The sequence below is a fragment of the Pseudomonas sp. P8_241 genome, from assembly GCF_034008315.1.
Taxonomy (GTDB): Bacteria; Pseudomonadota; Gammaproteobacteria; order Pseudomonadales; family Pseudomonadaceae; genus Aquipseudomonas.
Window position 1 is genome coordinate 4674593 of sequence record NZ_CP125377.1, and the last position, 24379, is coordinate 4698971.

The following is a 24379-nucleotide window of genomic DNA, read 5'->3' on the forward strand; positions in this document are numbered from 1 at the left end:
GACTCTCGGCACCTGATCCGGCCTCTTCTCTGGCAAGCCAGCTCCTACAGTGTCCGCGTCGAACACACCCCTGCGAACAACCCCAAACCTGTAGGAGCTGGCTTGCCAGCGAGAAACTCAACGCACCATCAAGCCAGACGTTGCCCCCACAGTAACCGCGTCGAACACAACCCCTGCGAACGACACCAAACCTGTAGGAGCTGGCTTGCCTGCGAAGAACTCAACGCGCAATCAAACCAGACTCAGCCCTTGAGTACCCGCGCCAAAGTCGATTTCACCTTGCCCATCCCGTCATGCAACGCCTGCTCGATCTCGGCCATGGTGATCACCGCCGTCGACTTGCCTGCCGCCGGATTCACCACCAGCGACAGACAGGCGTAATCCAGTTCCAGCTCCCGGGCCAGCGCCGCCTCCGGCATACCCGTCATACCGACGATGTCGCAGCCGTCACGCTCCAGACGTGCGATTTCCGCCACCGTCTCCAGACGCGGGCCCTGAGTACAGGCATATACGCCATGACTGCTGTAGCCAACGCCTTCAGCCGCCAGTGCCGCGATCAGTTGCTGACGTAGCGGCTCGCTGTATGGATAACTGAAATCGATATGCGTGACCTGTTCCAGGTCATCGGCAAAATAGGTGTGCTGGCGACCGCTGGTGTAGTCGATCAACTGATGGGGCACACAGAAATGCCCGGTGCCCATGGCGGCGTGAATCCCGCCCACGGCGTTGACCGCGAGAATGGCTTCTGCACCCGCCTGCTTCAGTGCCCAGAGGTTGGCGCGGTAGTTGACCTGATGCGGTGGAAAGCGGTGCGGGTGGCCGTGACGCGCAAGGAACAGCACTTCCTTGCCCGCGAATTCGCCGACCTGAATCTCGGCTGAAGGGGCGCCATAAGGCGTCTCCACTGCCAATGACTGACGAATGCTCAGGCCTTCGAGTTGAGTCAGACCGGTACCACCGATAATCGCGTAAACCGTCATAAGCAGTCCTTAATCAATCAATTGAGCTTCTTTGAGTGCACCGACTGCCGCCAGCCACCGCGGGTCCTGACGGTATTCGATACCGGCAAACGACTGACGGCGCATCTGCGCAATGCGCGCAGATGGCTTGACCTTCAGGCGTTGCACGGCGCTCAGGGCCAACTCGGCGGCCGCACGATCGTTGCACACCAGACCCATGTCGCAGCCAGCAGTCAACGCAGCTTCAATGCGGCTGGCGGCATCGCCAACCACATGGGCACCTGCCATGGACAGGTCATCGCTGAAAATCACACCATCAAATTGCAGTTCGCCCCGCAGAATATCCTGCAGCCAACGACGAGAAAAACCGGCAGGCCGGGAATCGACTTGTGGATAAATGACATGCGCAGGCATGACGGCAGCCAGTTGCTTGCTCAATTTTGCGAACGGCACCAGGTCGTTGGCACGGATTTCGTCGAGGCTGCGCTCGTCATTCGGGATCGCTACGTGAGAATCCGCCTCAGCCCAGCCGTGACCAGGAAAATGCTTGCCCGTCGCAGCCATACCGGCGGTATTCATACCGCGGATGAACGCACCGGCAAGTTGAGCGGCGCGCTCGGGATTGCTCTCGAAAGAGCGAGTGCCAACGACGGCGCTGCGCTGATAGTCGAGGTCCAGTACCGGAGCAAAGCTGAGGTCCAGACCCACCGCCAGCACTTCAGTGGCCATGATCCAGCCACATTGCTCGGCCAGGTGTTCGGCATTGGGGTTATCGGCAATCGCGCGCATCGCCGGCAAACGGATGAATCCCTGTCGCAGGCGCTGAACCCGCCCACCCTCTTGATCCACCGCCAACAACATGTCAGGACGTATGGCACGAATTGCCGCACTCAATTCACGCACCTGGCGTGGATGCTCAATGTTGCGAGCGAAAATGATCAGGCCGCCCACTTCGGGCTGGCGCAACAATTGGCGATCTTCAGCCGTCAGCCAGGTACCGGCGACGTCCACCATCAACGAGCCTTGCAGGCCAGCAGTCATAGAGATTCCTTGATAACGATAAACCCGGCTCGCGCCAAATCGCCGCCGAGGGCAGTGCCCGGCAGGTCGGCGATATCAATGGGGAGCGGGTTCAGAACGAGAGTCGGCATGGGCGGCTAGCTTAACGGATGTCAGCTGCCGCGCCCACCCGTGAGCGGTTAAACCTTGGCGGCAACCGATGTCGATTTGCTACGCGGACGCAACTGCGCGGTGGCCATGGCCGCGTCGGTGACACCCGTTTCGGCCCGCATGCCGGCAGCCAGGAACGGCACCATCAGGCGCATGACTTGCTCAATGGACGTATTGACACCGAAGTCGGTCTCGGCAATCGCGCGCAAGGCCTTGATGCCGGACATGCTGAACGCCGCCGCACCCAGCATGAAGTGCACGCGCCAGAACAATTCGATGGGAGGGATACGCGGCGCCGCTTCATTGACCAACATCATATAACGACGAAAAACCTTGCCGTACATGTCTTCCAGATAGCGACGCAAGTGCCCTTGGCTTTGACTGAACGCCAAACCCAGCAAACGCATGAAGATCGACAGATCATTGCCGCTGCGTGGCTGCACCACCAGCGCCTGCTCGACGAGGATTTCAAGCAGTTCCTCGAGCGTCGGCTTCATTTCAGGCTTGGCCTGACGGCGCTCCAGCTCTTTATCGAGGCTGATGCAGAACGGACCGAGGAAGCGCGAGAAAACCGCCTGGATCAACGCCTTCTTCGAGCCGAAGTGATAATTCACTGCCGCCAGATTGACACCGGCCTTGCTGGTGATCAAACGCAACGAGGTTTCCGCGAAACCCTTTTCCGCGAACAACTGCTCGGCTGCATCAAGGATGCGTTCAACGGTTTCCGACTGGGCCATGGCTACTCCGCCTGACAAACACTTGTTTGAAACATACGTTTCAGCCCGTGCATTGTCAAGCCTGGCGGTCACTTTTGGAAATGGCCGGTCAGACATTTAACCACACAACGGCAAAGCTTCAATCTACTGGTTCCTCGACCGTCCGGCGGGCAAGAAAAAAAGGGGCATTGCCAAGACCGTTTCACTGTATATAATCCCAGTCACTGTATAAAAAGACAGAGCGATCAATATGCTAAAGCTGACGCCACGCCAAGCAGAGATTCTGGCCTTCATCAAACGATGCCTGGAAGACAACGGTTACCCGCCGACCCGCGCGGAAATTGCTCAGGAACTGGGCTTCAAGTCGCCCAACGCCGCGGAAGAACACCTCAAGGCCCTTGCTCGCAAAGGCGCGATCGAGATGACGCCCGGTGCGTCCCGCGGCATTCGTATCCCTGGCTTTGAAGCCAAGGCCGACGACTCCACCCTGCCCATCATCGGGCGGGTCGCAGCTGGCGCCCCGATTCTGGCGCAACAGCATATCGAAGAGTCATGCAACATCAATCCCGCCTTTTTCCATCCGCGCGCTGACTACCTGCTGCGCGTCCATGGCATGAGCATGAAGGATGTCGGTATTTTCGACGGTGACCTGCTGGCAGTCCATACCACCCGCGAAGCGAGAAATGGTCAGATCGTAGTCGCACGGATCGGTGACGAAGTGACCGTCAAGCGCTTCAAGCGGGATGGAAGCAAAGTCTGGCTGATTGCCGAAAACCCCGAGTTCGCCCCTATCGAAGTGAACCTTCAAGATCAGGAACTGATGATCGAAGGATTGAGTGTCGGCGTCATTCGCCGCTAACGGAGGCTCCATGCACTTCCCACAGACTTCACCACAGCAAGCCCAACTGTCACTGTTCGAGGCATTCATGGCGCAGCCATTGGCGCCGATCCTCAAAGACGTGGCCGAGGCGCCCTGGAGCGCCGAACCCGAGGTTTTCAGTGAGTTGTCGCTGCGTGGCGCAGCCGGGAACTGCCTGAACCTTCTCGCACCGATTCTCAGGGAACTGAGCCAGGACCAGGACGCTCGCTGGCTCACACTGATTGCCCCGCCAGCCAGCCTGACTCAAACCTGGTTACGCGATGCCGGCCTGAACCGCGAACGCATTCTCTTGCTGCAACCACGCGGCAGCCAGAGTGCACAGCAACTGACCTGCGAGGCATTGCGCCTGGGTCGTAGCCACACGGTTGTCAGCTGGCTCAACCCGTTAAACGCCAATTCGCGGCAGCAGCTGATCAGCGCCGCTCGTATTGGCGATGCTCAAAGCTTGAATATTCGACTGGGTTAATGGGCAAATATCGGGTGCGACATTAAAGGCGCGGGGCTTCTCCAAGGACAGAGAAGCCGATGAATAGCGACATCAAAAAAAGCGACGGACGGGCATCAATGAAGAACCCGCGTACCCTCATCCTTGTCGAATTCGCCTTCAACCAGGCGACCTGCCATCTGAACACCCACGCTCAACATCGCCTTGGCGACTTCCACGTGCTGCCCTTGCAAAAACGCTTTGGCGTCCTCGGAGAAATCCAAAGTAACCAGAGAACCCTCGTCCTCGGCCCTGCGCAGCTCGATTCGGCCGTCTGGTAACTCGACAATTTCTAGAAAGGACGTTGGCATATAGGTGTGTTCTCCACGAAAGGCGGGGATTATATAGGCATCGCACAGGCTGCGCTTGGGATCTTGACCAACAGCCATCGTGCAGAGACGCCTGTCAGCACTCGTTCAACCCTTCGCGAAAACGGATCGCCAACCCTTTAAGGTTCTGACGCCAGCTCTCCAGCTCATCCCGGCTCAACTCTTCAGGCGCGTCCTCTTCATCCAGGTTGACGGCGAGGATCAGCGGCTGTGTGACATCCCCTTTAGGCTTGCGAGGCGCGCGTGGCGGTTGAAAAAGCGCGGCATGGGCAGACAGCAGTTTGGCCAGCCATGTTTCCGGGTTATTGGCCAACTCGACCATTTCGGCCATTTCCGGGATGGCGATGGCGTCCAACACTTCGCGAGTCAACAGCAACTCTGCACGAGGAGCATTGGCCTGGGGCAAACGATAGAATCCGGCAATCTCGTGGCACAGGCCCAGCAGCGCTCCGTACAGGTGAAACAGCGCTGATTCGCGACCGGCCTGAATCAGGGCCAGGGAATTCATCGCCCGCCCCTCCTCCGCTTTTGCGAGCGCTTCAAGCGACAGGCCGGCGAAGTAAATCTTCTGGTTGGTACGGGTATAGAGTTCGTGGGCCATGACGGCAGCCTCCACAACGAAATAATTGTTTCACGCAGGTCGGACAGTGTCGTGGATCAGCCGATCCGACCGCAAGCACAAAACAAAAAGGCCGCATGAAAACCCGAGGGTTGTCATGCGGCCTTTTCAGTACTGCGACGCCTTACGCCTTCGCAGCTGGACGCTTGTCTTCGACTTTCCACTTGCCGCCGTCGTAGAACGCTTTCCAGCCAGTCGGCTTACCGTCGACCTCGGTCTGCACGTACTGCTCCTTGGTTTTGCGGCTGTAACGGATCACAGCAGGCAGACCATCAGGATCTTTCTTCGGCGCTTCGCAGAGGAAATGGTACTTCGGATCGATCTCATCCTTGTGCGGGATAATTTCCTGTACCAGCGGAGCTCGGGTTTCGCGGTTTTTCGGGAACTGGCTGGCCGCCAGGAACAAGCCGGATGCACCGTCGCGCAGGATGTAGGTGTCGTTGACCTTTTCGCATTTGAGCTCAGGCATTTTCACCGGATCCATCTTCGGCGGTGCCGCGTCACCACTCTTGAGCAGTTTGCGAGTGTTCTTGCAGGTCGCATTGGTGCAACCGAAGAACTTGCCGAAACGGCCGGTCTTGAGCTGCATTTCGCTACCGCACTTGTCGCACTCAAGGCTCGGACCTTCGTAGCCCTTGATACGATAGGTGCCCTCTTCGATTTCGTAGCCATTGCAATCCGGGTTGTTACCGCAGATGTGCAATTTGCGCTTTTCATCGAGCAGATAGGCATCCATCGCCGTAGCGCAGATCGGGCAGCGATGCTTGCCGCGCAACACCAGCGATTCCGATTCGCCCTCGTCGTCCGCAGCGATTTCATCGCCAGGCACCAGGTTCACGGTAGCCTTGCAGCGCTCTTTCGGTGGCAGGCTGTAGCCGGAGCAACCGAGGAACACGCCGGTCGACGCGGTACGAATCTGCATCGGACGACCGCAAGTGGTACACGGAATATCAGTCATGACCGGCTGGTTGGCACGCATGCCGTTTTCCGGGTTTTCAGCCACTTCGAGTTTCTTCTTGAAGTCGCCGTAGAACTCGTCCAGCACGTTTTTCCAGTCGCGCTCGCCCTGAGCCACGTCATCGAGGTGCTCTTCCATGCCGGCGGTAAAGCCGTAGTCCATCAGGTTGGAGAAGCTCTCGGACAGACGCTCGGTGACGATGTCACCCATCTTTTCCGAATAGAAACGACGGTTATGCAGCGCAACGTAGCCACGATCCTGGATGGTTGAAATGATTGCCGCATAGGTCGAAGGACGACCGATACCGCGCTTTTCCATTTCTTTTACCAGGCTGGCTTCCGAGTAACGCGCCGGTGGCTTGGTGAAGTGCTGGGTCGGATCAAGCTTGATCAGCTTCATCGCGTCGCCCTGGGCCATGTCCGGCAATACGTCATCATCGCCAGGCTTGGCGATTTGCGGCATGACACGGGTGTAACCGTCGAACTTGAGGATGCGGCCCTTGGCGCGCAGCTCGAAGTCGCCAGCGCCGACAGTGACGGTAGTCGACAGGTATTGCGCCGGCAGCATCTGGCAGGCGAGGAACTGGCGCCAGATGAGCTCGTAGAGGCGCTCAGCGTCACGCTCCATGCCCGACAGTTTGCTTGGCTCGGTATTGGCGTCGGACGGACGAATCGCTTCGTGAGCCTCTTGTGCGCCTTCCTTGCTGCTGTAGACGTTCGGGGTTTCCGGCAGGTACTTCTTGCCGAACTCGCCTTCAATATAGGTACGCGCCATCGCCACGGCATCAACCGAGAGGTTGGTGGAGTCGGTACGCATGTAAGTGATGTAGCCCGCTTCGTACAAACGCTGGGCCATCATCATGGTTTTCTTCACACCGAAGCCCAGGCGGTTACTCGCGGCCTGCTGCAGGGTGGAAGTGATGAACGGCGCCGACGGTTTGCTGCTGGTCGGTTTGTCTTCACGCTTGACGATGCTGTAGCTGGAGGCCTTGAGCTTTTCCAGCGCAGCCATGGCCTGGGTTTCGTTGAGCGGCTTGAAGGCTTCGCCCTTTTCGCGAGCCACATCGAAACGCACGGTCGCGCCTTTGGCGGTACCGAGGTCAGCGTGGACTTCCCAGTATTCTTCCGGGATGAACGCACGAATTTCACGCTCGCGCTCGACCACCAGCTTTACCGCAACCGATTGCACACGACCGGCGGACAGACCGCGAGCGATCTTGGCCCACAGCAGCGGAGAAACCATGTAACCCACGACCCGGTCGAGGAAACGACGCGCCTGCTGGGCATTGACACGATCGATGTCCAGTTCGCCCGGTTTCGAGAAAGCTTCCTGAATCGCCTTCTTGGTAATTTCGTTGAACACCACGCGCTTGTAGCGGGTGTCATCACCACCGATGGCTTCGCGCAGGTGCCAGGCAATGGCTTCCCCCTCGCGGTCCAAGTCGGTTGCGAGATAGATGGTGTCAGCATCCTTGGCGAGCCGGCGCAGCTCTTCGATGACTTTTTCCTTGCCCGGGAGGATCTCGTACTTGGCTTTCCAGCCATGATCCGGATCGACACCCATGCGCGCGACCAACTGCTTGCGCGCTTTCTCTTTCGGCGAGAGCACCGGACCTTCGCCCGCGGCAGCCTTGCCGCGCTTGGCGGCAGGCTCTTTGCTGGCGCTAGCCGAACCGCTGGTGGGCAGGTCTCGGATATGGCCGATACTCGACTTCACCACGTATTCGTTACCCAAATACTTGTTGATGGTCTTGGCCTTAGCCGGGGATTCCACAATGACCAGCGATTTGCCCATGGATCAGAAAATTCCTGAATTCGAGAAGTGAAAGGCGATTGGCGCCTGACGCGGCACCGCTATATATAGTTGATACAAGGTGAGGTCAAGCGCAGGGTTTTGCGCGCACTCAGCTTATGGCTTGGTAAAAAGGCTTTCTTCGGCCTGCACCAAAGCAAAGCGTGGCACCTGTTCGCCGTCAACCTCGACGGACTCCAGGAACATGCTCAAGGGACGCACCCAAAAGCCGTAATCGCCATACAGGGCTTGATAGAAGACCACTTCTTCTTCGGTTTCCGAATGCCGCGCAATACTGAAAACACGGTACTGCGGACCTTTGTAATGTTGGTAGAGCCCAGGTTGTATCGGCATGCTTTGGCCCTCACTCAAATGTTGTCAAAATAAAAACAAAAATAAATCCGCAAAAACAAAAACCGGGGCACTTGGCCCCGGCTTCCATCGACGAGACGCTTAAACGCGTTCGAAGACGGTGGAGATGCCTTGGCCGAGACCAATGCACATGGTGGCTACCCCGAAGGTACCGCCATTTTGCTTCATCACGTTGAGCAACGTGCCGGAGATACGGGCACCAGAGCAACCGAACGGGTGACCCAGAGCAATCGCGCCGCCGTGCAGGTTAACCTTCTCGTTCATCTTGTCGAGCACTTTCAGATCTTTCAGCACTGGCAGGGCCTGTGCGGCGAAAGCTTCGTTGAGCTCGAAGAAGTCGATATCGGAGATACCGAGACCCGCACGCTTCAGTGCTTTTTGTGTAGCCGGTACTGGACCATAGCCCATGATCGCCGGATCCACACCCGCCACTGCCATCGAACGAATCACCGCCAGAGGCTGGATACCCAGGTCCTGTGCGCGCTGCGCCGACATCACGATCATGCACGAAGCACCATCGGTGATCTGCGACGATGTACCGGCTGTCACAGTGCCGCCCTTTGGATTGAATGCCGGCTTCAGAGCCGCCAGACTTTCCAGGGTAGTTTCCGGACGAATGGTTTCGTCGTAGTCGAAGGTTTTCAGGAAACCGTTCTCGTCATAGCCCTGCATCGGGATGATTTCGTCTTTGAACTTGCCTTCCACGGTCGCCTTGTGGGCGAGTTGGTGGGAGCGCACGCCGAAAGCGTCCTGCTGTTCGCGAGTGATGCCGTGCATTTTGCCCAGCATTTCAGCGGTCAGGCCCATCATGCCCGAGGCTTTCGCCGCGTACAGGGACATGTGCGGGTTCGGATCGACACCATGCATCATGCTCACGTGACCCATATGCTCGACGCCGCCAACCACGAAAACGTCACCGTTGCCGGTCATGATCGCTTGCGCAGCAGTGTGCAACGCGCTCATCGACGAGCCACACAGACGGCTGACGGTCTGGCCGGCCGAGGTGTGCGGGATCTGGGTCATCAGCGACGCCATGCGGGCGATGTTCCAGCCCTGCTCCAGGGTCTGGTTCACACAGCCCCAGATCACGTCTTCGACTTCGCTCGGGTCGACCTTGACGTTGCGTTCCAGCAATTTGCTGATCAGGTGCGCCGACATGTCTTCGGCGCGGGTGTTGCGGTGCATGCCGCCCTTGGAGCGGCCCATCGGAGTACGACCGAAGTCGACAATCACGACGTCTCTAGGATTCAAGCTCATAAGTTCACTCTCACTCTAGTTGGGGGCGCTTAACCGAAGAAGCTCTGGCCGTTTTTGGCCATTTCGCGCAGCTTCGCGGTCGGGTGGTACAGCGCGCCCAAATCAGCGTACTGGTCAGCCAGGGCAACGAACTCGGCAACACCGAGCGAGTCGATGTAGCGCAGCGCGCCGCCACGGAATGGAGGGAAACCAATACCGTAGACCAGACCCATGTCGGCTTCGGCAGCGGTTTCGACGATGCCGTCTTCCAGGCAACGCACGGTTTCCAGGCACAGCGGGATCATCATCCAGTTGATGATGTCTTCGTCAGTGACTTCGCGCTGCTCGTAAACGATCGGCTTGAGCACTTCCAGCACCGAAGGATCGGCGACTTTCTTCTGCTTGCCGCGTTTGTCGGTCTCGTAGGCGTAGAAGCCCTTGCCGTTCTTCTGGCCCAGGCGCTTGGCTTCGTAGAGCACGTCAACGGCCGAACGACGGTCGTCCTTCATGCGGTCCGGGAAGCCTTCAGCCATCACGTCACGACCGTGGTGACCGGTGTCGATGCCAACCACGTCCATCAGGTACGCCGGGCCCATTGGCCAGCCGAATTTTTCCATGATCTTGTCGATGCGCACGAAGTCCACACCGGCGCTGACCAGCTTGGCGAAACCGCCGAAGTACGGGAACAGCACGCGGTTGACCAGGAAGCCCGGGCAGTCGTTGACGACGATCGGGTTCTTGCCCATTTTCTTGGCGTAGGCAACGGTGGTGGCAACCGCCAGCTCGCTGGACTTCTCGCCACGGATCACTTCCACCAGCGGCATCATGTGCACCGGGTTGAAGAAGTGCATGCCGACGAAGTTTTCCGGACGCTTGAGGGCCTTGGCCAACAAGGTGATGGAAATGGTCGAGGTGTTGGACGCGAGAATGGTGTCCTCTTTGACCTTGTCTTCGACTTCGGCCAGCACCGCTTGCTTGACCTTAGGGTTCTCGACGACCGCTTCAACCACCAGGTCCACGTGACCGAAATCGCCGTAGGACAGGGTAGGACGAATGCCGTTGAGCACTTCAGCCATTTTCGCGGCGGTCATGCGGCCTTTGTCAACGCGGCCGACCAGCAGCTTGGCGGCTTCAGCCAGACCCTGCTCGATACCGGCTTCGTTGATGTCCTTCATCAGGATCGGCGTGCCTTTGGAAGCCGACTGATACGCAATACCGCCGCCCATGATGCCGGCGCCCAATACGGCAGCCTGCTTCACGTCCTTGGCGATTTCGTCGTAGGCCTTGGCCTTTTTCTTCAGTTCCTGATCGTTCAGGAACAGGCCGATCAAGCTCTGCGCGGCAGAGGTCTTGGCCAGTTTCACGAAACCGGCAGCTTCGATTTCCAGCGCTTTTTCGCGACCGAAGTTCGCAGCTTTCTGGATGGTCTTGATCGCTTCAACCGGCGCCGGGTAGTTCGGGCCGGCCTGGCCAGCCACGAAGCCTTTGGCGGTTTCGAAAGCCATCATTTGTTCGATGGCGTTCAGCTTCAGCTTTTCCAGCTTCGGCTGGCGCTTGGCCTTGTAGTCGAACTCACCGGAGATGGCGCGCTTGACCAGCTCCAACGCCGCGTCCTGCAGTTTTTCAGGCGCAACGACTGCATCGACAGCGCCGACTTTCAGCGCGTCTTCAGGACGGTTTTCCTTGCCGGCGGCGATCCACTCGATCGCGTTGTCGGCACCGATCAGGCGCGGCAAACGCACGGTGCCACCGAAGCCCGGGTAGATGCCCAGTTTGACTTCCGGCAGACCGATCTTGGCCTTGGTGGACATGACGCGGTAATCCGCGGCCAGGCACATTTCCAGACCGCCACCCAACGCGATGCCATTGATGGCAACAACGGTTGGAACGTTGAGGTCTTCGAAATCGCTGAAAATCTTGTTGGCTTCGAGGTTGCCAGCAACAAGCTCTGCATCCGGCAGCTTGAAGTTGTCGACAAATTCGGTGATGTCGGCACCGACGATGAATACGTCCTTGCCACTGCTGACGATCACGCCCTTGATCGAAGCATCTGCCTTGATGGTGTCCACGGCCTGACGCAATTCGTTCAGGGTTAGACGGTTGAACTTGTTGACGGACTCACCCTTGAGGTCGAACTTCAGTTCGACGATGCCACTTTCAAGAGCCTTAACCGTGATGGCTTTACCTTCGTAAATCATCAACTGATCTCCACGATATGGAAGCTGAACAGTACACGTCGGACGCAGGTAAACGGCTCGGCAGGGACGTTAAACGTCGATGCTACGCCCATTTACCCGACACACCCGCCAACGCGATAGTCGGGATTCTGTAGGAGCGGTCTGAAATACAAACGCTCAATTCATACGCCCGTTTGATTTGGGTACGTCACCTTCACGGAATTTCCGACAATTGTCAATCGCCCGAAACGCGGGTTGAAACACGACTTTGCGGTCAGATCCGTAATACGAAGACTTTAAACATGCATGAGCATGGGAAATCATTCATAGGATCAATTATTAGAAAAGTCGCCCTAATTAGCTGCAGCCTGCGTTTAACAAGCTACGCTGGGAAACCAAGGGAAAAATGTGAACGCTTTGGCGAATGCCCAGCGCAAGATCAGCCCTAACCGTTTTACCGGCCTGCCTGGCCAACCCAGCCCGATGATTTTGTCGGGCTTTTTATTGCCTGATGTTTTTTACTGCTTACCTGTAGGAGCTGCCGAAGGCTGCGATCTTTTAATTTTGATTTCTTACAAACAAGATCAAAAGATCGCAGCCTTCCAGGGGGCGGTGTCAGGCTAATGCCTTGAGGGTCGCATCGATCTGTTGCAAAACCTCTGCCTCGCCCTTCTCGCCCCAATACAACGCGATCATCTGCTTGTCCGCTTCGACTTTGTAGACATTGCCTGGCAATTTTTCGAAATGATTGAGCAACGCCTGGTCTTCGCAGATTTCCTGCCACTGATTGACCCACACACCCGGTGATTTTTGCCAGTATGTCCAGCACGCCGGCTGACTGCCACGACGCGGCCGATGGTACTGGGCACAGGGGCTTGGCGGCTCCTGACTGAGCCAGTGCGGCCATTCCTGAGGCGCCAGTTGCATGGCCAGACCAATGCGTCGCGCCTCCATCCGCAGGGCGATGCGCCCGCTCTGTACACGCGACGGTCGCAACCATGCCAGCGGGCTGAGCACCACCAACAGGATTGACACCACTATCCAGACCGTCATATCTGTACTCCCGATTCTTGATGAGCACATTGGGTCACTTTGAAACCAATGCGCTTGAAACCAGCCATACTTACCAATATTGCAATCCTCAGGAGGAGCACCTCATGCCCTACAACCATATTCTGGTCGCTGTAGATCTAACCGAAGAGTGCGACCCTGTAATCCACCGTGCTCGCGAGCTATCGGTGAGCAGCGGTGCAAAATTGTCGCTGGTGCACATCGTCGAGCCCATGGCCATGGCCTTTGGTGGCGATGTACCAATGGACCTGTCACAACTGCAACAACAGCAGTTCGACCAGGCCAAGGAGCGCCTTGACCGACTGATCGTGAAGTATCCGGAGCTTTCCAGGGAATACAGCCACCTGACTTACGGTCAGCCACGCCAGGAGATTCACCATCTGGCCAAGGAACAGACCTGCGACCTGATCGTGGTGGGCAGCCATGGCCGTCACGGCCTGGCGCTGCTACTGGGCTCCACCGCCAATGACGTGCTGCACGGCGCGCCTTGCGATGTGTTGGCGGTGCGCCTGCAAAACAAAAGCTGATCACACACAAACCTGCGGCAGCTCCTACGAAAAGCCCGGCGCTCATCACTGAACGCCGGGCTTTTCTTGTTACCGGATCATTCAGGCATCCAGCTCTGCCCAACGCTCGACCATCACGTCGAGTTCAGCCTGCAATTGCGCCAGCTGAGCAATCACGGCTGCGGTTTCGGTCGCAGGGCGCAGATAGAAACCAGCATCCGCCATTTGCGCTTCGACCGCAGCAATCTGCTGCTCCATGGCTTCGATCTGAACCGGCAAGGCTTCCAGCTCACGCTGCAACTTGTAGCTGAGCTTTTTCTTTGCAGGTACTTCAACCACTGCCGCGACTGGCGCAGGCTCGGCCTTTACCACCGCAGAGTTCAAGTCGGCCTTGCCGGACTTGCTCTCGGTCACGCCCAGCAGACGCGGCGAGCCGCCCTGACGCAGCCAGTCCTGATAACCACCGACGTATTCGCGAACCTTGCCTTCGCCTTCAAAGACCAGGGTGCTGGTGACCACGTTGTCGAGGAATGCCCGGTCGTGGCTGACCATCAGTACGGTGCCGTTGAAGGTCAGCAAGACCTCCTCGAGCAGTTCGAGGGTTTCCACGTCGAGGTCGTTGGTCGGTTCGTCGAGCACCAGCAGGTTCGCCGGCTTGCTGAACAGCTTGGCCAGCAACAGACGGGCGCGCTCGCCACCGGACAGCGCCTTGACCGGCGTGCGGGCACGCTGCGGGCTGAACAGGAAGTCACCGAGGTAGCTGAGCACGTGGCGGCTCTGGCCGTCGATATCGATGAAGTCGCGACCTTCGGCGACGTTGTCGATGACGGTCTTTTCCAGATCCAGCTGATGGCGCAACTGGTCGAAGTAGGCCACGTCGATCTTCGTGCCCTCTTCCACCTTGCCGCTTGTAGGCTGCAGGCCGCTGAGCATCAGCTTCAACAATGTGGTCTTGCCGGTGCCGTTGGCGCCGAGCAGACCGATGCGGTCGCCGCGCTGCAAGACCATCGAGAAATCCTTGATCAGGAACGGGCCGCCCGGGTGAGCAAAGCTCACGTTCTCGAGCACCATCACCTGCTTGCCGGATTTGTCGGCGGTATCCAGCTGAATGTTGGCCTTGCCGGTACGCTCACGACGCTCGCTGCGCTCAACGCGCAGGGCCTTGAGTGCACGGACGCGACCTTCGTTACGGGTCCGACGGGCCTTGATGCCCTGGCGAATCCACACCTCTTCCTGGGCCAGGCGCTTGTCGAACAGCGCGTTGGCCGTGGCTTCAGCGGCGAGTTCGGCCTCTTTGTGCACAAGGAAACTGGCGTAGTCGCCGTTCCAGTCGATCAGGCCGCCGCGGTCCAGTTCGAGGATGCGGGTCGCGAGGTTTTGCAGGAACGAACGGTCGTGCGTGATGAACAGCACGGCGCCCTGGAAATCCTTCAGCGCTTCTTCGAGCCAGGCGATGGCACCGATGTCCAGGTGGTTGGTCGGTTCGTCGAGCAGCAACAGGTCCGGCTCGGAAACCAGGGCCTGTGCCAGCAGGACGCGGCGACGCCAACCACCGGACAACTCGGCGAGGGTCTTGTCCGCCGGCAATTGCAGGCGGCTCAAAGTGCTGTCGACCAGCGTCTGCAGGCGCCAGCCGTCACGGGCTTCGAGGTCGTGCTGGACGTGCATCAGCTTGTCCAGGTCGGCGTCGGTGACGCAGTTCTGGCTCAGGTGATGATATTCGGCGAGCAAGGCGCCGACCCCGTCCAGGCCTTCGGCAACCACGTCGAACACCGTCCGCTCGTCGGCCACCGGCAATTCTTGCGGCAATTCGCCAATCTTGAGACCAGGTGCGCGCCAAACGGAGCCGTCATCCGGCTTCTGGTCGCCCTTGACGAGCTTCATCATGCTGGACTTGCCAGTGCCGTTGCGGCCGATGATGCACACCCGCTCTCCACGGGCGATCTGCCAGGACACCTTGTCCAACAACGGCATAGCGCCGAAAGCAAGGGACACATCGCTGAATTTGAGCAGGGTCATGAGCTTCTCCAAAAACCGGGCGCGCATTCTACCTGAATTGAGGCTTCATAAGGCCGGCTATTTCACTCTCGTAGCACTCTGAATGACAAATGTTGCGAACTTGGGCAGACAAGCCAGCAAACCTTTCGCCGGCTGCTGGCAAAAGGCTAAGCTACAGATAATTCAGTGCGGGCCTGCCCCGCACTTGTCATGTTTTCTCTGCCTGGACGTCTCATGCGCAGTCGCCTTTTCAAAATCCTGTCCTGCCTTTTACTGTCAGCCACTGCGATTCAATCCGCCCAGGCGGTGGACCTGTCCACCCAACGCAGGTATTACGATGAAGCCAAGCGCGCCCTGGCCAAAGGCGATACCGGGCCGTATTTCCGCTACAACCAGGCCTTGGCCGACTATCCGCTGGAACCGTACCTGGCCTACGACGAACTGACAGCGCGCCTGAAAACCGCGAGCAACGCCGAAATCGAGAAATTTCTTGCCGAGCACGGCGACCTGCCGCAAGCCAACTGGATGAAACTGCGCTGGTTGCGCTGGCTGGCCGATCGAGGTGACTGGGCGACCTTCGTCAAGTACTACGATCCGAAAATGAATTTCACTGAACTGGACTGCCTGAACGCGCAGTACCAGATCAGCCACAACCTCAAGTCCGAAGGTTACGCCAACGCCAACAAGCTCTGGCTGACCGGTAAATCACAACCCGAAGCTTGCGATACGCTGTTTGGCATGTGGGCCGCCGACGGTCAGTTGACCGAGCAAAAACGCTGGGAGCGCGTAAAGCTCGCGGCCCAGGCGCGCAATTATCCGCTGGCCAACAGCCTGGTCAACGGCCTGAGCAGCACCCTCGAATCTCGTGGTCGCTTGCTGATCGATGTGGCGCAGAAACCGGAACTGCTCAACCAGCCGTCGCGCTTCACACCGGCCGATGAAGCAATGTCCGATGTCGTCAGCCTCGGCCTGCGCCGCCTCGCCCGCCAGGACCCGGACAGGGCCATGAACCTGCTCGACGGCTACGCGAGCAGCATGCATTTCTCCCGGGATGAAAAAGTCGCGATCGCCAGGGAAATCGGACTGACCCTCGCCAAACGTTTCGACAGTCGCGCCCTGAACCTGATGACCCAGTACGATCCGGAACTGCGCGACAATACAGTTTCCGAATGGCGCCTGCGCCTGCTCCTGCGTCTGGCGCACTGGGACGATGCCTATCAATTGACCCGCCGTGTTCCGCAGGAGTTGGCGACGACCAATCGCTGGCGCTACTGGCAGGCCCGGAGCCTGGAACTGGCGCAACCGCAGAACCCGGAACCCCAGACCCTTTATCGAAGCGTGGCACGTGAGCGCGACTTTTATGGCTTCCTCGCCGCTGATCGTTCGCAGTCTCCGTACTCGCTGAACAATAAGCCGCTGGTGATGAGCCAGGCGCTGATCAACAAGGTGCGCAACACCCCCGGCATACGTCGCGCCCTGGAGTTCCACGCTCGCGGGCAGATCGTCGACGGTCGCCGCGAGTGGTATCACGTCAGCCGCCACTTCAACCGTGACGAAATGGTTGCCCAGGCGAAACTGGCTTACGACCTGAAATGGTATTTCCCGGCCATTCGCACCATCAGTCAGGCGCAGTATTGGGACGATCTGGACATACGTTTTCCCATGGCCCACCGCAACACCCTGGTGCGTGAAGCGAAGAATCGCGGCCTGCACCCGAGCTGGGCGTTCGCCATCACCCGTCAGGAAAGCGCGTTTATGGAAGACGCCCGCTCCGGTGTCGGCGCTTCGGGTCTGATGCAACTGATGCCCGCCACCGCCAAGGAAACCGCGCGCAAGTTCAGCATTCCGTACAGCTCGCCACAGCAACTGTTCGACCCGGACAAGAATATCCAGCTCGGCGCTGCGTACCTGAGCCAGGTGCACAGCCAGTTCAACGGCAACCGTGTCCTCGCCTCCGCCGCCTACAACGCCGGCCCCGGCCGCGTGCGCCAATGGCTGCGCGGTGCCGATCATTTGAGTTTCGACGTGTGGGTGGAAAGCATTCCGTTCGACGAAACCCGCCAGTACGTGCAAAACGTATTGTCGTACTCGGTAATCTATGGCGAGAAGCTCAACTCACCGCAGCCGATCGTGGATTGGCATGAGCGGTATTTTGATGATCAATGACCGGTTGATGCAGGAGCTGCAGCAGGCTGCGATCTTTTGATCCTCGCGCTTTCAACATTTCAACAAAAATGCCCGCATCGTTTGATGCGGGCATTTTTGTTGCGAGTGCAGATCAAAAGATCGCAGCCTGCGGCAGCTCCTACGGGTGGATGTGCAATTGGGCTTTGCCATCGGAAAACTGCAACGCCGCCAACCGCGCATACAGCGCATTACTTTCAAGAAGTTCCTGATGAGTGCCCACCGCCACCAGCTTCCCTTGATCCATCACTGCGATGCGGTCGGCGTTCTTTACCGTGGCCAGGCGATGGGCGATGACCAGGGTGGTGCGGTTTTTCATCAGGCTTGGCAGGGCTTGCTGAATCAGGTGTTCGCTCTGGGCATCGAGCGCACTGGTGGCTTCATCGAGCAACAGGATCGGCGCATCCACCAGTAGCGCCCGCGCAATGGCCAGGCGCTGGCGCTGGCCGCCGGACAAACCGAGCCCGCCATCACCCAGATGGGTCTGATAACCGTTGGGCATGGCCTCGATGAAATCGTGGGCGTAGGCAATTTTTGCCGCTTCCTGAACCTCGGCCAAAGTCGCCGCCGGGTTGCCGTAGCGGATGTTCTCTTCGATGCTGCCGAAAAACAGTGCCGGGGTTTGCGATACCAGTGCAAAGCAGCGACGCAGGTCCAGCGGATCGAGCCGGGTCAGCGGCGTGCCATCGAGCAGGATGCGTCCCTCAACGGGGTCGTAAAAACGTAGCAACAGGTCATACACCGTCGACTTGCCGGCACCCGACGGCCCGACCAGCGCAAGGGTCTCACCGGCGCTGATCGCCAGGTTCAAGCCATCGACGGCATAGCTTTCGGGGCGCGACGGGTAGGAAAAGCGCACATCCTGCAGCATCAGGTCACCCCTCACCCGTTCGGGCAAGGTCACCCGATCGGTCGCTGGCGGCTGGATGATGTTTTCCGCGCGCAGCAACTCGGCGATCCGCTCTGCCGCCCCGGCTGCGCGCTGCAACTCGCCGATCACTTCACTCAAGGTACCGAATGCACTGCCGACGATCAGGCTGTAAAAGACAAACGCCGCCAGCTCCCCCGCCGAAATTCGCCCGGCAATAACATCCATGCCACCGACCCAAAGCATCACCCCGACCGCGCCCAACACCAACACAATCACCAGGGTGATCAGCCAGGCCCGCTGAAAAATGCGTTTTCGCGCGGTGTCGAATGCCTCTTCCACCGTCACGGCAAAACGACGTTCGTCCTGGGACTGATGGTTATAGGCCTGCACGGTCTTGATCTGTCCGAGGGTTTCGGACACATAGCTGCCGATATCGGCAATCCGGTCCTGGCTCAGTCGCGACAGGTTGCGTACGCGACGACCGAAAATCAGGATCGGCGCGATCACCAGCGGCAAGGCAACTACCACGATACTGGTGAGCTTGGGATTGGTGACAAACAGCAGAATGATCCCGCCGATGACCATCAACAAATTGCGTAAAAACAGCGACAGTGAAGAGCCGATGACCGATTGCAACAACGTGGTGTCAGCGGTCAGCCGCGACTGGATTTCAGAGCTGCGATTGTCTTCGTAGAAACCCGGGTGCAGGTAAATCAGATGATTGAACACCTTGCTGCGGATGTCGGCGACACAGCGTTCGCCAATCCACGACACCAGGTAAAAACGCGCAAACGTGCCAATCGCCAACCCTATCACCAAGAGCATGAACAAACCGATGGACTGGTTTAGCTGGTGCGGCGACTGCGTCATGAACCCTTGATCCACCAACAGGCGAATGCCCTGCCCCATGGACAGAGTGATGCCAGCGGTCACGATCAGTGCGAGCAATGCGCCGAGCGCGTGCCAGCGATACGGGGCGATGAAACGACTGGCCAGGCGAATTGCGCGGCGGTGACGGGTAGAGAGCATCGCAATCATCCAGAAGTAATCAATAGGCCCAGCCTACACCGCCCAATGATCGGCCCGGTGTAAATCACAATGAGTCAGGTTAATTATGTCCGGCAAGACTACCTGCTAGACGCTATTGGTCTAAAGTTCGGCTAGCCAGATGAAAGCAATTCTGGTGGACTGTTATTGCCACCTCGAAGATCGCAGGGAGTTGTCACAGCCCGGTCACCTGGTGGTTCTAAAGTAGGCACACAACCTGATGAGGAGACAGGCCATGTCCTTGCAAAACAGCAGCGATGACAAGATTCAAGTGATCCGCACACAGCCAGACCAGTCTCTGGGTTGCTCGATTATTGATGAGGATGGCCGCGAAGTACCGATCACTGAAAACATGGTCCAGCAAGCGTGCAACGAACTGCAAAAGCGATTGGTCAAGCCTGCCGAACAAGAGTGATATAGCCACCGTCTTCTTGACCCGGCCCTGGTTGGCCGGGTTTTTTATGCCTGTTTATCCAGGTCTGTGGCGCGCCCTTCGCTAGCAGGCTCGATCAGATTGCCACCGCCCCCAACGCCGCCACGATCTTCTGCAATTCAGGCGACTCACCGTCGATCCGCACCTGCAATCCATCGATTTCACGCCGCGACGGATAATGCTTGCGCAGCACGTCAAACGCCGCACGCTGTTCGCCGACACTGCCTACAAGGCTACGGCGGAAATCAGCATCGTCGCGGCGTGGGTCGTACACGCCCCGGCACAACATCGCCAATGCCCAAGCCGGATCGCTTTGCGCATTCAAGGTAACGTGCGACAACCACGGTGCTGGCAACAAATCGCTCAGGCGGACCTTGGCCGACTGCCCGAGGAAGTCGCAAAACGCCTGGTAGATCTGCGCTGTGCCGCGTTGTTTGCCATCGAGGCTGTAACCGGCAATGTGCGGCGTTGCCAGTACGCACAGTTCGGCCAGCGCCACGTCGACCTCGGGCTCGCCCTCCCAGACGTCCAGCACCGCTTGCAGGTCTTCACGCTCCAGCAACACTTCACGCAGTACCGCGTTATTCACCACCGGACCGCGACTGGCGTTGATCAGCCAGGTGCCGGAACGCAGCTGGTTCAGGCGCTTTTCATCAAACAGATGCCAGGTCGAGTGCGCGCCCTGCTTGGTCAACGGCGTGTGCAGGCTGATCACATCGCATTCAGCGACGATCTGTTCAAGGCTGACGTAATCCGCACCCTCGGCGACCTGCCGAGGCGGGTCGCAGACCAGCACTTTCCAGCCCAGTCCTTGCAGGACCTTGACCAATCGCCCACCCACCTCACCGGCGCCAACCACGCCGTATGTGCGACGGGTCAGGTCGGCACCTTCGATTTCGGCCAGGGTCAGCAGGCTGCCGAGCACGTAGTCGACCACGCCCCGGGCATTGCAACCCGGAGCGCTGGACCAGGTTATGCCGGCCTGCTCAAAGTACTTCAGATCCAGATGATCGGTGCCGATAGTACAGGTGCCGACAAAACGCACCTTGCTGCCTTCCAGTAACGCGCGGTTGACGTTGGTCACCGAGCGCACCAGCAACACGTCGGCCTGTTCGACGGTGGCACGGTCGATGGAGCGCCCCGGCACCCGGCGGATTTCACCGAAACCTTCGAAAAAGGCATCGAGCAGGGGAATATTTTCGTCGGCAACAATCAGCATGGCAGGCTCCTTTGGGGGACCGGCAGTGTAGGCGCAGATGGCCATCCTGAGCCAGTAGGCTTTGCGCCTCCCTCTGGGCGACGAAGCGGCCCCGGATCGCCCACTGCATTCCTGCAGGCACACCCTGCATCCTGAAAGCGACTGCTTCGCAGTCGAACCGGGGCAAGCCCCCTCACCACAACGATCGGCTTCCAATTTCAATTACAAATCCGCAACACGGGTCTTTTCCTGACCGGCGCGTCAACGCGTAGAATGCGCGCCTGTGCATCAAAACCTTCTGGACGTCTTGCTATTGAACCCTGCAACTCAAAATACCGTCGCCATCGACACCCCGCGTACGACGCCCGTTCGCCAGGAACTCAAAGGCCTGCTGAGCCTGGCTCTGCCCATCATGATCGCGCAACTGGCCACCACGGCCATGGGCTTCGTCGATGCGGTCATGGCCGGACGCGTGAGCCCACGGGACCTGGCCTCTGTGGCGCTGGGCAACTCGATCTGGATACCGGTTTATCTGCTGATGTCCGGTGTTTTGTTGGCCACCACCCCCAAGGTCGCACAACGCTTTGGCGCCGGGCAGTTTGACGAAATCGGCCCACTGGTTCGCCAGGCGATGTGGCTCGCGCTGTATGTCGGGTTGATCGGCAGTGGCCTGCTGCTGGCCGCCGAACCGATCCTGCACTGGATGAAAGTCGATCCACAATTGATCGAGCCAAGCATGGGTTACCTGGACGGTATCGCCTTCGGCCTGCCGGGCATGGCCTTCTATTACGTACTGCGCTGCTACAGCGACGGCATGGGTCGTACCCGCCCCAGCATGGTCATCGGTTTGTGCGGGCTGCTGCTGAACATCCCGCTGAACTACACGTTGATCTATGGCCATTTCGGCGCACCAGCGCTCGGCGGCGTCGGTTGCGGCTGGGCCAGTGGCATCGTGATGTGGTTCATGGCGTTGAGCATGGCAGCCTGGACGTTCTGGGCGCCCTTCTATGCCCGCACCCGTGTGCTGGTGCGTTTCGACCGCCCGAAGTGGTCGGTGATCAAGCGCTTGGTCAGCATTGGCCTGCCGATCGGTATCGCCGTCTTCGCCGAGTCCAGCATTTTTGCGGTCATCGCCCTGCTGATCGGCAGCCTCGGCTCGACCGTAGTGGCCGGGCACCAGATCGCCCTGAATATCAGCTCGCTGCTGTTCATGATTCCTTACTCGCTGGGTATGGCGGTGACGGTGCGGGTCGGCCAGGCATTGGGAGCTGGAAACCCGTATCAGGCACGCTTCGCGGCGAAGGTCGGACTCGGCGCAGCGCTAGTGTTTGCAGCGTTTTCAGCGACGCTGATCCTGTGCCTGCGTGAACCCATCGCCTCGATCTACACGCCCGACAAGAACGTGATCCAGATAGCGTCGATGTTGATTGTGTACGCCGCGCTATATCAGTTTTCCGATGCCATTCAGGTGATTTGCGCGGGCGCGCTGCGTGGCTACCAGGACACGCGAGTGACCATGATCCTGACCTTGTTCGCCTATTGGGGCATCGGCCTGCCGGTCGGTTACGTACTGGGTCTGACCGATTGGTTCGGTCCGGCGAGCGGCCCGAACGGGCTGTGGGAAGGGTTGATCGCCGGCCTGAGTTGCGCGGCGTTGATGCTGTCGATTCGCCTGACGCGCAGTGCGCGCAAGCGGATCCGCCTCAGCCAACACTCGGCGTGATCGCAAAAAAAAGACCTGCTTTCGCAGGTCTTTTTTGTTTCCACTAAACAGACTTCTTGCGAATCCAGTAGAGGAAGGTGCCCGCCTCTTCGTGCTGCGCCACCAGCTCATGGTCGAGAAACACACAGAACTTGGGGATGTCGCGACGGGTCGACGGGTCAGTGGCGATCACCTTGAGCAGACCGCCAGGCACCAGATCGCGGATGTGCTGGTGCAGCATCATCACCGGTTCCGGGCAGTTGAGGCCGGTGGCGTCCAAGGTGCCGTCTACCGGCGTATCAAGCATTTCACTCATGATTCACTCCTGAAACTGTCCAGCATTGTCGCGCATTGGCGGGTACTCGGTCATCTCTGGCATAAGGTCGGCTTTTGTAGGAGCCGGCTTGCCAGCGAAGGCGTACTGGCAGACACCACCCTGCCAAATGTGCCACCGTCATCGCCATCAAGCCGGCTCCTACGGGTTATGCATTTTATCGTTCAGCGGGATTTTGGCTTCTTCACGTCAAGCCGGCGCAGGTGACAGGTGACTTCTTCGCGGTCATGGTACAGCTGCTTGCAACCGATCTCGACCCGAATGCCCCGTGCCTTGAAACCGTCGGCAATCCGTTCCAGCAAGCGCTTCACCTCGGCATAACGCTGCTTCATCGGCAGCTTGAGGTTAACCACCGCTTCGCGGCAATGCCCGTCGCCGATCCACTCTTCGAGCATCGCGGCATTGCGCGCCGGTTTCTCGACGATGTCGCAGACCATCCAGTCCACCGGTTGCTTGGGCTTGAAGGTGAAACCGTCGGCCATCAAGTGCTGTACCAGTCCCGTGTCCATAAGGCTTTCGGCCATCGGTCCGTTATCGATGGCAGTGACCAGCATGCCGCGGTTGACCAGTTGCCAGGTCCAGCCACCCGGCGCGGCACCGAGGTCGACACCGGTCATGTCGCTATGCAGACGTTCATCCCACTGATCACGCGGAATGAAATGGTGCCACGCCTCCTCCAGCTTGAGCGTCGAACGGCTCGGCGCCTCACGCGGGAACTTCAAACGCGGGATACCCATCGGCCACATCGCCGAGTTGTTCGACTCCGCCAGCCCCATGAACACTTCACGGCCACTTTTGAAAGTCAGCAACAGGCGTGGCTTGTGCGCGTCTTCCACCAGTTTGCCGGCGGCCATCAGCGCTTTACGCAGGTGCACTTCGAATTTCTTGCAGAAGTTCGACAGCTCTTTGCCATCGTTGGTATCGACCATCTCCAGCCACAGGCTGCCGCACAACGGAAAGTCCGCCATATGGGCGAGGATCACGCTGATACGGTCGGTTTCCGGCAGATCGATGAAGATCCCCCGGGCCCACTGGCGCGGGAAGATGAGATCGGCGAAACGCTGGCCGCGCATCAGGCGCTCGGCGCCGTCTTCTTCGGTGCAGACAAATTCGGCGCAGGCACTGGCGGTTTTCGCCTTGGCATAACCGGCCACGTTCAAGCGCGCGGCGAGGTCGGAAATCTCGGAACAGACTTCACCTTCGAAGCCCGGCCGGCAATGCATAAAAAGGGTGTTCATTCTTACTCCTGGGCAATGGCGACGAATTTCAGCCACTGCGCGATGCCCAGACTTGCGTTGAAGCAAAGCCTGTCATGAAAACCCGCGCATGATAGCCGAGTTCGGA

The 24379-nt window shown here is 58.8% G+C and carries 22 protein-coding genes; 7 read left to right on the forward strand and 15 right to left on the reverse strand.

Going from position 1 to position 24379, the window contains the following annotated elements; genetic code table 11:
* Positions 1-242: 242 nt before the first annotated feature.
* The 3 genes from QMK58_RS21000 to psrA form a co-directional block, all read right to left on the reverse strand.
* Entirely contained in the window at positions 243-980 is a 738-nt protein-coding gene (locus QMK58_RS21000) for an S-methyl-5'-thioinosine phosphorylase (RefSeq protein WP_053161588.1), read from the reverse strand.
* Between the two features lie 9 nt (positions 981-989).
* Positions 990-2000, reverse strand: coding sequence for a beta-N-acetylhexosaminidase (gene nagZ / locus QMK58_RS21005; RefSeq protein ID WP_320395367.1), 1011 nt, complete (start codon positions 1998-2000; stop codon positions 990-992).
* 158 nt (positions 2001-2158) lie between these two features.
* The gene (gene psrA / locus QMK58_RS21010; RefSeq protein ID WP_053161590.1) at positions 2159-2866 is read right to left on the reverse strand and encodes a transcriptional regulator PsrA; all 708 of its coding nucleotides are present in this window, start codon (positions 2864-2866) and stop codon (positions 2159-2161) included.
* 229 nt (positions 2867-3095) lie between these two features.
* On the opposite strand from psrA, the gene lexA reads away from it, so the two are divergent.
* Together lexA and sulA are read left to right on the forward strand one after the other, a co-directional pair.
* Positions 3096-3704 carry a transcriptional repressor LexA gene (gene lexA / locus QMK58_RS21015; RefSeq protein ID WP_053161591.1) on the forward strand — a complete coding sequence of 203 codons (609 nt, stop codon included), beginning with the start codon at positions 3096-3098 and terminating at the stop codon, positions 3702-3704.
* A gap of 10 nt (positions 3705-3714) precedes the next feature.
* Positions 3715-4191, forward strand: coding sequence for an SOS-induced cell division inhibitor SulA (sulA, locus tag QMK58_RS21020; protein WP_053161592.1), 477 nt, complete (start codon positions 3715-3717; stop codon positions 4189-4191).
* A gap of 95 nt (positions 4192-4286) precedes the next feature.
* Here the strand turns inward: sulA and QMK58_RS21025 are convergent, their stop codons facing one another.
* From QMK58_RS21025 to fadB, 6 genes are all read right to left on the reverse strand, one after another.
* Positions 4287-4520: a hypothetical protein gene (locus tag QMK58_RS21025; protein ID WP_053161660.1), complete on the reverse strand. Its 234-nt coding sequence runs from the start codon at positions 4518-4520 to the stop codon at positions 4287-4289.
* A 94-nt stretch (positions 4521-4614) separates the two neighbouring features.
* Complete coding sequence (locus QMK58_RS21030; protein WP_053161594.1) at positions 4615-5139, reverse strand: DUF6586 family protein; 525 nt, start codon at positions 5137-5139, stop codon at positions 4615-4617.
* Positions 5140-5281: 142 nt separating this feature from the next.
* The gene (gene topA / locus QMK58_RS21035; protein ID WP_053160734.1) at positions 5282-7909 is read right to left on the reverse strand and encodes a type I DNA topoisomerase; all 2628 of its coding nucleotides are present in this window, start codon (positions 7907-7909) and stop codon (positions 5282-5284) included.
* A gap of 114 nt (positions 7910-8023) precedes the next feature.
* On the reverse strand, positions 8024-8260 hold the full coding sequence (locus QMK58_RS21040; RefSeq protein WP_053160735.1) for a DUF1653 domain-containing protein: 237 nt from the start codon (positions 8258-8260) through the stop codon (positions 8024-8026).
* 99 nt (positions 8261-8359) lie between these two features.
* On the reverse strand, positions 8360-9535 hold the full coding sequence (gene fadA / locus QMK58_RS21045; RefSeq protein WP_053160736.1) for an acetyl-CoA C-acyltransferase FadA: 1176 nt from the start codon (positions 9533-9535) through the stop codon (positions 8360-8362).
* A gap of 29 nt (positions 9536-9564) precedes the next feature.
* Positions 9565-11712 (reverse strand): fatty acid oxidation complex subunit alpha FadB, encoded by a 2148-nt coding sequence (gene fadB / locus QMK58_RS21050; protein WP_053160737.1) that lies wholly within the window; start codon positions 11710-11712, stop codon positions 9565-9567.
* A 387-nt stretch (positions 11713-12099) separates the two neighbouring features.
* Here fadB and QMK58_RS21055 point away from each other — a divergent pair, with 387 nt between their 5' ends.
* Positions 12100-12315, forward strand: coding sequence for a hypothetical protein (locus tag QMK58_RS21055; RefSeq protein WP_320395368.1), 216 nt, complete (start codon positions 12100-12102; stop codon positions 12313-12315).
* Here the strand turns inward: QMK58_RS21055 and QMK58_RS21060 are convergent.
* Positions 12307-12744: a hypothetical protein gene (locus QMK58_RS21060; RefSeq protein ID WP_053160739.1), complete on the reverse strand. Its 438-nt coding sequence runs from the start codon at positions 12742-12744 to the stop codon at positions 12307-12309. The genes QMK58_RS21055 and QMK58_RS21060 overlap by 9 nt on opposite strands.
* Before the next feature lie 104 nt (positions 12745-12848).
* Between QMK58_RS21060 and QMK58_RS21065 the strand changes: the two genes are divergently transcribed.
* Positions 12849-13289 carry a universal stress protein gene (locus QMK58_RS21065; RefSeq protein ID WP_053160740.1) on the forward strand — a complete coding sequence of 147 codons (441 nt, stop codon included), beginning with the start codon at positions 12849-12851 and terminating at the stop codon, positions 13287-13289.
* 81 nt (positions 13290-13370) lie between these two features.
* Here QMK58_RS21065 and QMK58_RS21070 read toward each other — a convergent pair whose 3' ends face one another.
* Positions 13371-15287 (reverse strand): ATP-binding cassette domain-containing protein, encoded by a 1917-nt coding sequence (locus tag QMK58_RS21070; protein WP_320395369.1) that lies wholly within the window; start codon positions 15285-15287, stop codon positions 13371-13373.
* A gap of 213 nt (positions 15288-15500) precedes the next feature.
* On the opposite strand from QMK58_RS21070, the gene QMK58_RS21075 reads away from it, so the two are divergent.
* Entirely contained in the window at positions 15501-17432 is a 1932-nt protein-coding gene (locus tag QMK58_RS21075) for a transglycosylase SLT domain-containing protein (RefSeq protein ID WP_053160742.1), read from the forward strand.
* A gap of 139 nt (positions 17433-17571) precedes the next feature.
* Here QMK58_RS21075 and QMK58_RS21080 read toward each other — a convergent pair whose 3' ends face one another.
* A complete protein-coding gene (locus tag QMK58_RS21080; RefSeq protein WP_320395370.1) occupies positions 17572-19359 on the reverse strand; it encodes an ABC transporter transmembrane domain-containing protein in 1788 nt (595 codons plus the stop codon).
* 244 nt (positions 19360-19603) lie between these two features.
* Between QMK58_RS21080 and QMK58_RS21085 the strand changes: the two genes are divergently transcribed.
* Positions 19604-19783, forward strand: a complete 180-nt coding sequence (locus QMK58_RS21085) for a PA1571 family protein (RefSeq protein ID WP_053160743.1) — start codon at positions 19604-19606, stop codon at positions 19781-19783.
* Between the two features lie 94 nt (positions 19784-19877).
* Here QMK58_RS21085 and pdxB read toward each other — a convergent pair whose 3' ends face one another.
* Positions 19878-21020: a 4-phosphoerythronate dehydrogenase PdxB gene (gene pdxB, locus QMK58_RS21090; RefSeq protein WP_320395371.1), complete on the reverse strand. Its 1143-nt coding sequence runs from the start codon at positions 21018-21020 to the stop codon at positions 19878-19880.
* Between the two features lie 292 nt (positions 21021-21312).
* Here pdxB and QMK58_RS21095 point away from each other — a divergent pair, with 292 nt between their 5' ends.
* Positions 21313-22722, forward strand: coding sequence for an MATE family efflux transporter (locus QMK58_RS21095; RefSeq protein WP_053161335.1), 1410 nt, complete (start codon positions 21313-21315; stop codon positions 22720-22722).
* Positions 22723-22765: 43 nt separating this feature from the next.
* Here the strand turns inward: QMK58_RS21095 and tusA are convergent, their stop codons facing one another.
* Both tusA and rlmM read right to left on the reverse strand, forming a co-directional pair.
* Positions 22766-23017 carry a sulfurtransferase TusA gene (tusA, locus tag QMK58_RS21100; protein WP_320395372.1) on the reverse strand — a complete coding sequence of 84 codons (252 nt, stop codon included), beginning with the start codon at positions 23015-23017 and terminating at the stop codon, positions 22766-22768.
* Positions 23018-23199: 182 nt separating this feature from the next.
* Complete coding sequence (rlmM, locus tag QMK58_RS21105; protein ID WP_053160746.1) at positions 23200-24273, reverse strand: 23S rRNA (cytidine(2498)-2'-O)-methyltransferase RlmM; 1074 nt, start codon at positions 24271-24273, stop codon at positions 23200-23202.
* Between the last annotated feature and the right edge of the window lie 106 nt (positions 24274-24379).

Coding starts and splice junctions, on each gene's coding strand:
- QMK58_RS21000 (WP_053161588.1), bottom strand. CDS start 980: ATGACGGTTTACGCGATTATCGGTGGTACCGGTCTGACTCAACTCGAA.
- nagZ (WP_320395367.1), bottom strand. CDS start 2,000: ATGACTGCTGGCCTGCAAGGCTCGTTGATGGTGGACGTCGCCGGTACC.
- psrA (WP_053161590.1), bottom strand. CDS start 2,866: ATGGCCCAGTCGGAAACCGTTGAACGCATCCTTGATGCAGCCGAGCAG.
- lexA (WP_053161591.1), top strand. CDS start 3,096: ATGCTAAAGCTGACGCCACGCCAAGCAGAGATTCTGGCCTTCATCAAA.
- sulA (WP_053161592.1), top strand. CDS start 3,715: ATGCACTTCCCACAGACTTCACCACAGCAAGCCCAACTGTCACTGTTC.
- QMK58_RS21025 (WP_053161660.1), bottom strand. CDS start 4,520: ATGCCAACGTCCTTTCTAGAAATTGTCGAGTTACCAGACGGCCGAATC.
- QMK58_RS21030 (WP_053161594.1), bottom strand. CDS start 5,139: ATGGCCCACGAACTCTATACCCGTACCAACCAGAAGATTTACTTCGCC.
- topA (WP_053160734.1), bottom strand. CDS start 7,909: ATGGGCAAATCGCTGGTCATTGTGGAATCCCCGGCTAAGGCCAAGACC.
- QMK58_RS21040 (WP_053160735.1), bottom strand. CDS start 8,260: ATGCCGATACAACCTGGGCTCTACCAACATTACAAAGGTCCGCAGTAC.
- fadA (WP_053160736.1), bottom strand. CDS start 9,535: ATGAGCTTGAATCCTAGAGACGTCGTGATTGTCGACTTCGGTCGTACT.
- fadB (WP_053160737.1), bottom strand. CDS start 11,712: ATGATTTACGAAGGTAAAGCCATCACGGTTAAGGCTCTTGAAAGTGGC.
- QMK58_RS21060 (WP_053160739.1), bottom strand. CDS start 12,744: ATGACGGTCTGGATAGTGGTGTCAATCCTGTTGGTGGTGCTCAGCCCG.
- QMK58_RS21065 (WP_053160740.1), top strand. CDS start 12,849: ATGCCCTACAACCATATTCTGGTCGCTGTAGATCTAACCGAAGAGTGC.
- QMK58_RS21070 (WP_320395369.1), bottom strand. CDS start 15,287: ATGACCCTGCTCAAATTCAGCGATGTGTCCCTTGCTTTCGGCGCTATG.
- QMK58_RS21075 (WP_053160742.1), top strand. CDS start 15,501: ATGCGCAGTCGCCTTTTCAAAATCCTGTCCTGCCTTTTACTGTCAGCC.
- QMK58_RS21080 (WP_320395370.1), bottom strand. CDS start 19,359: ATGATTGCGATGCTCTCTACCCGTCACCGCCGCGCAATTCGCCTGGCC.
- QMK58_RS21085 (WP_053160743.1), top strand. CDS start 19,604: ATGTCCTTGCAAAACAGCAGCGATGACAAGATTCAAGTGATCCGCACA.
- pdxB (WP_320395371.1), bottom strand. CDS start 21,020: ATGCTGATTGTTGCCGACGAAAATATTCCCCTGCTCGATGCCTTTTTC.
- tusA (WP_320395372.1), bottom strand. CDS start 23,017: ATGAGTGAAATGCTTGATACGCCGGTAGACGGCACCTTGGACGCCACC.
- rlmM (WP_053160746.1), bottom strand. CDS start 24,273: ATGAACACCCTTTTTATGCATTGCCGGCCGGGCTTCGAAGGTGAAGTC.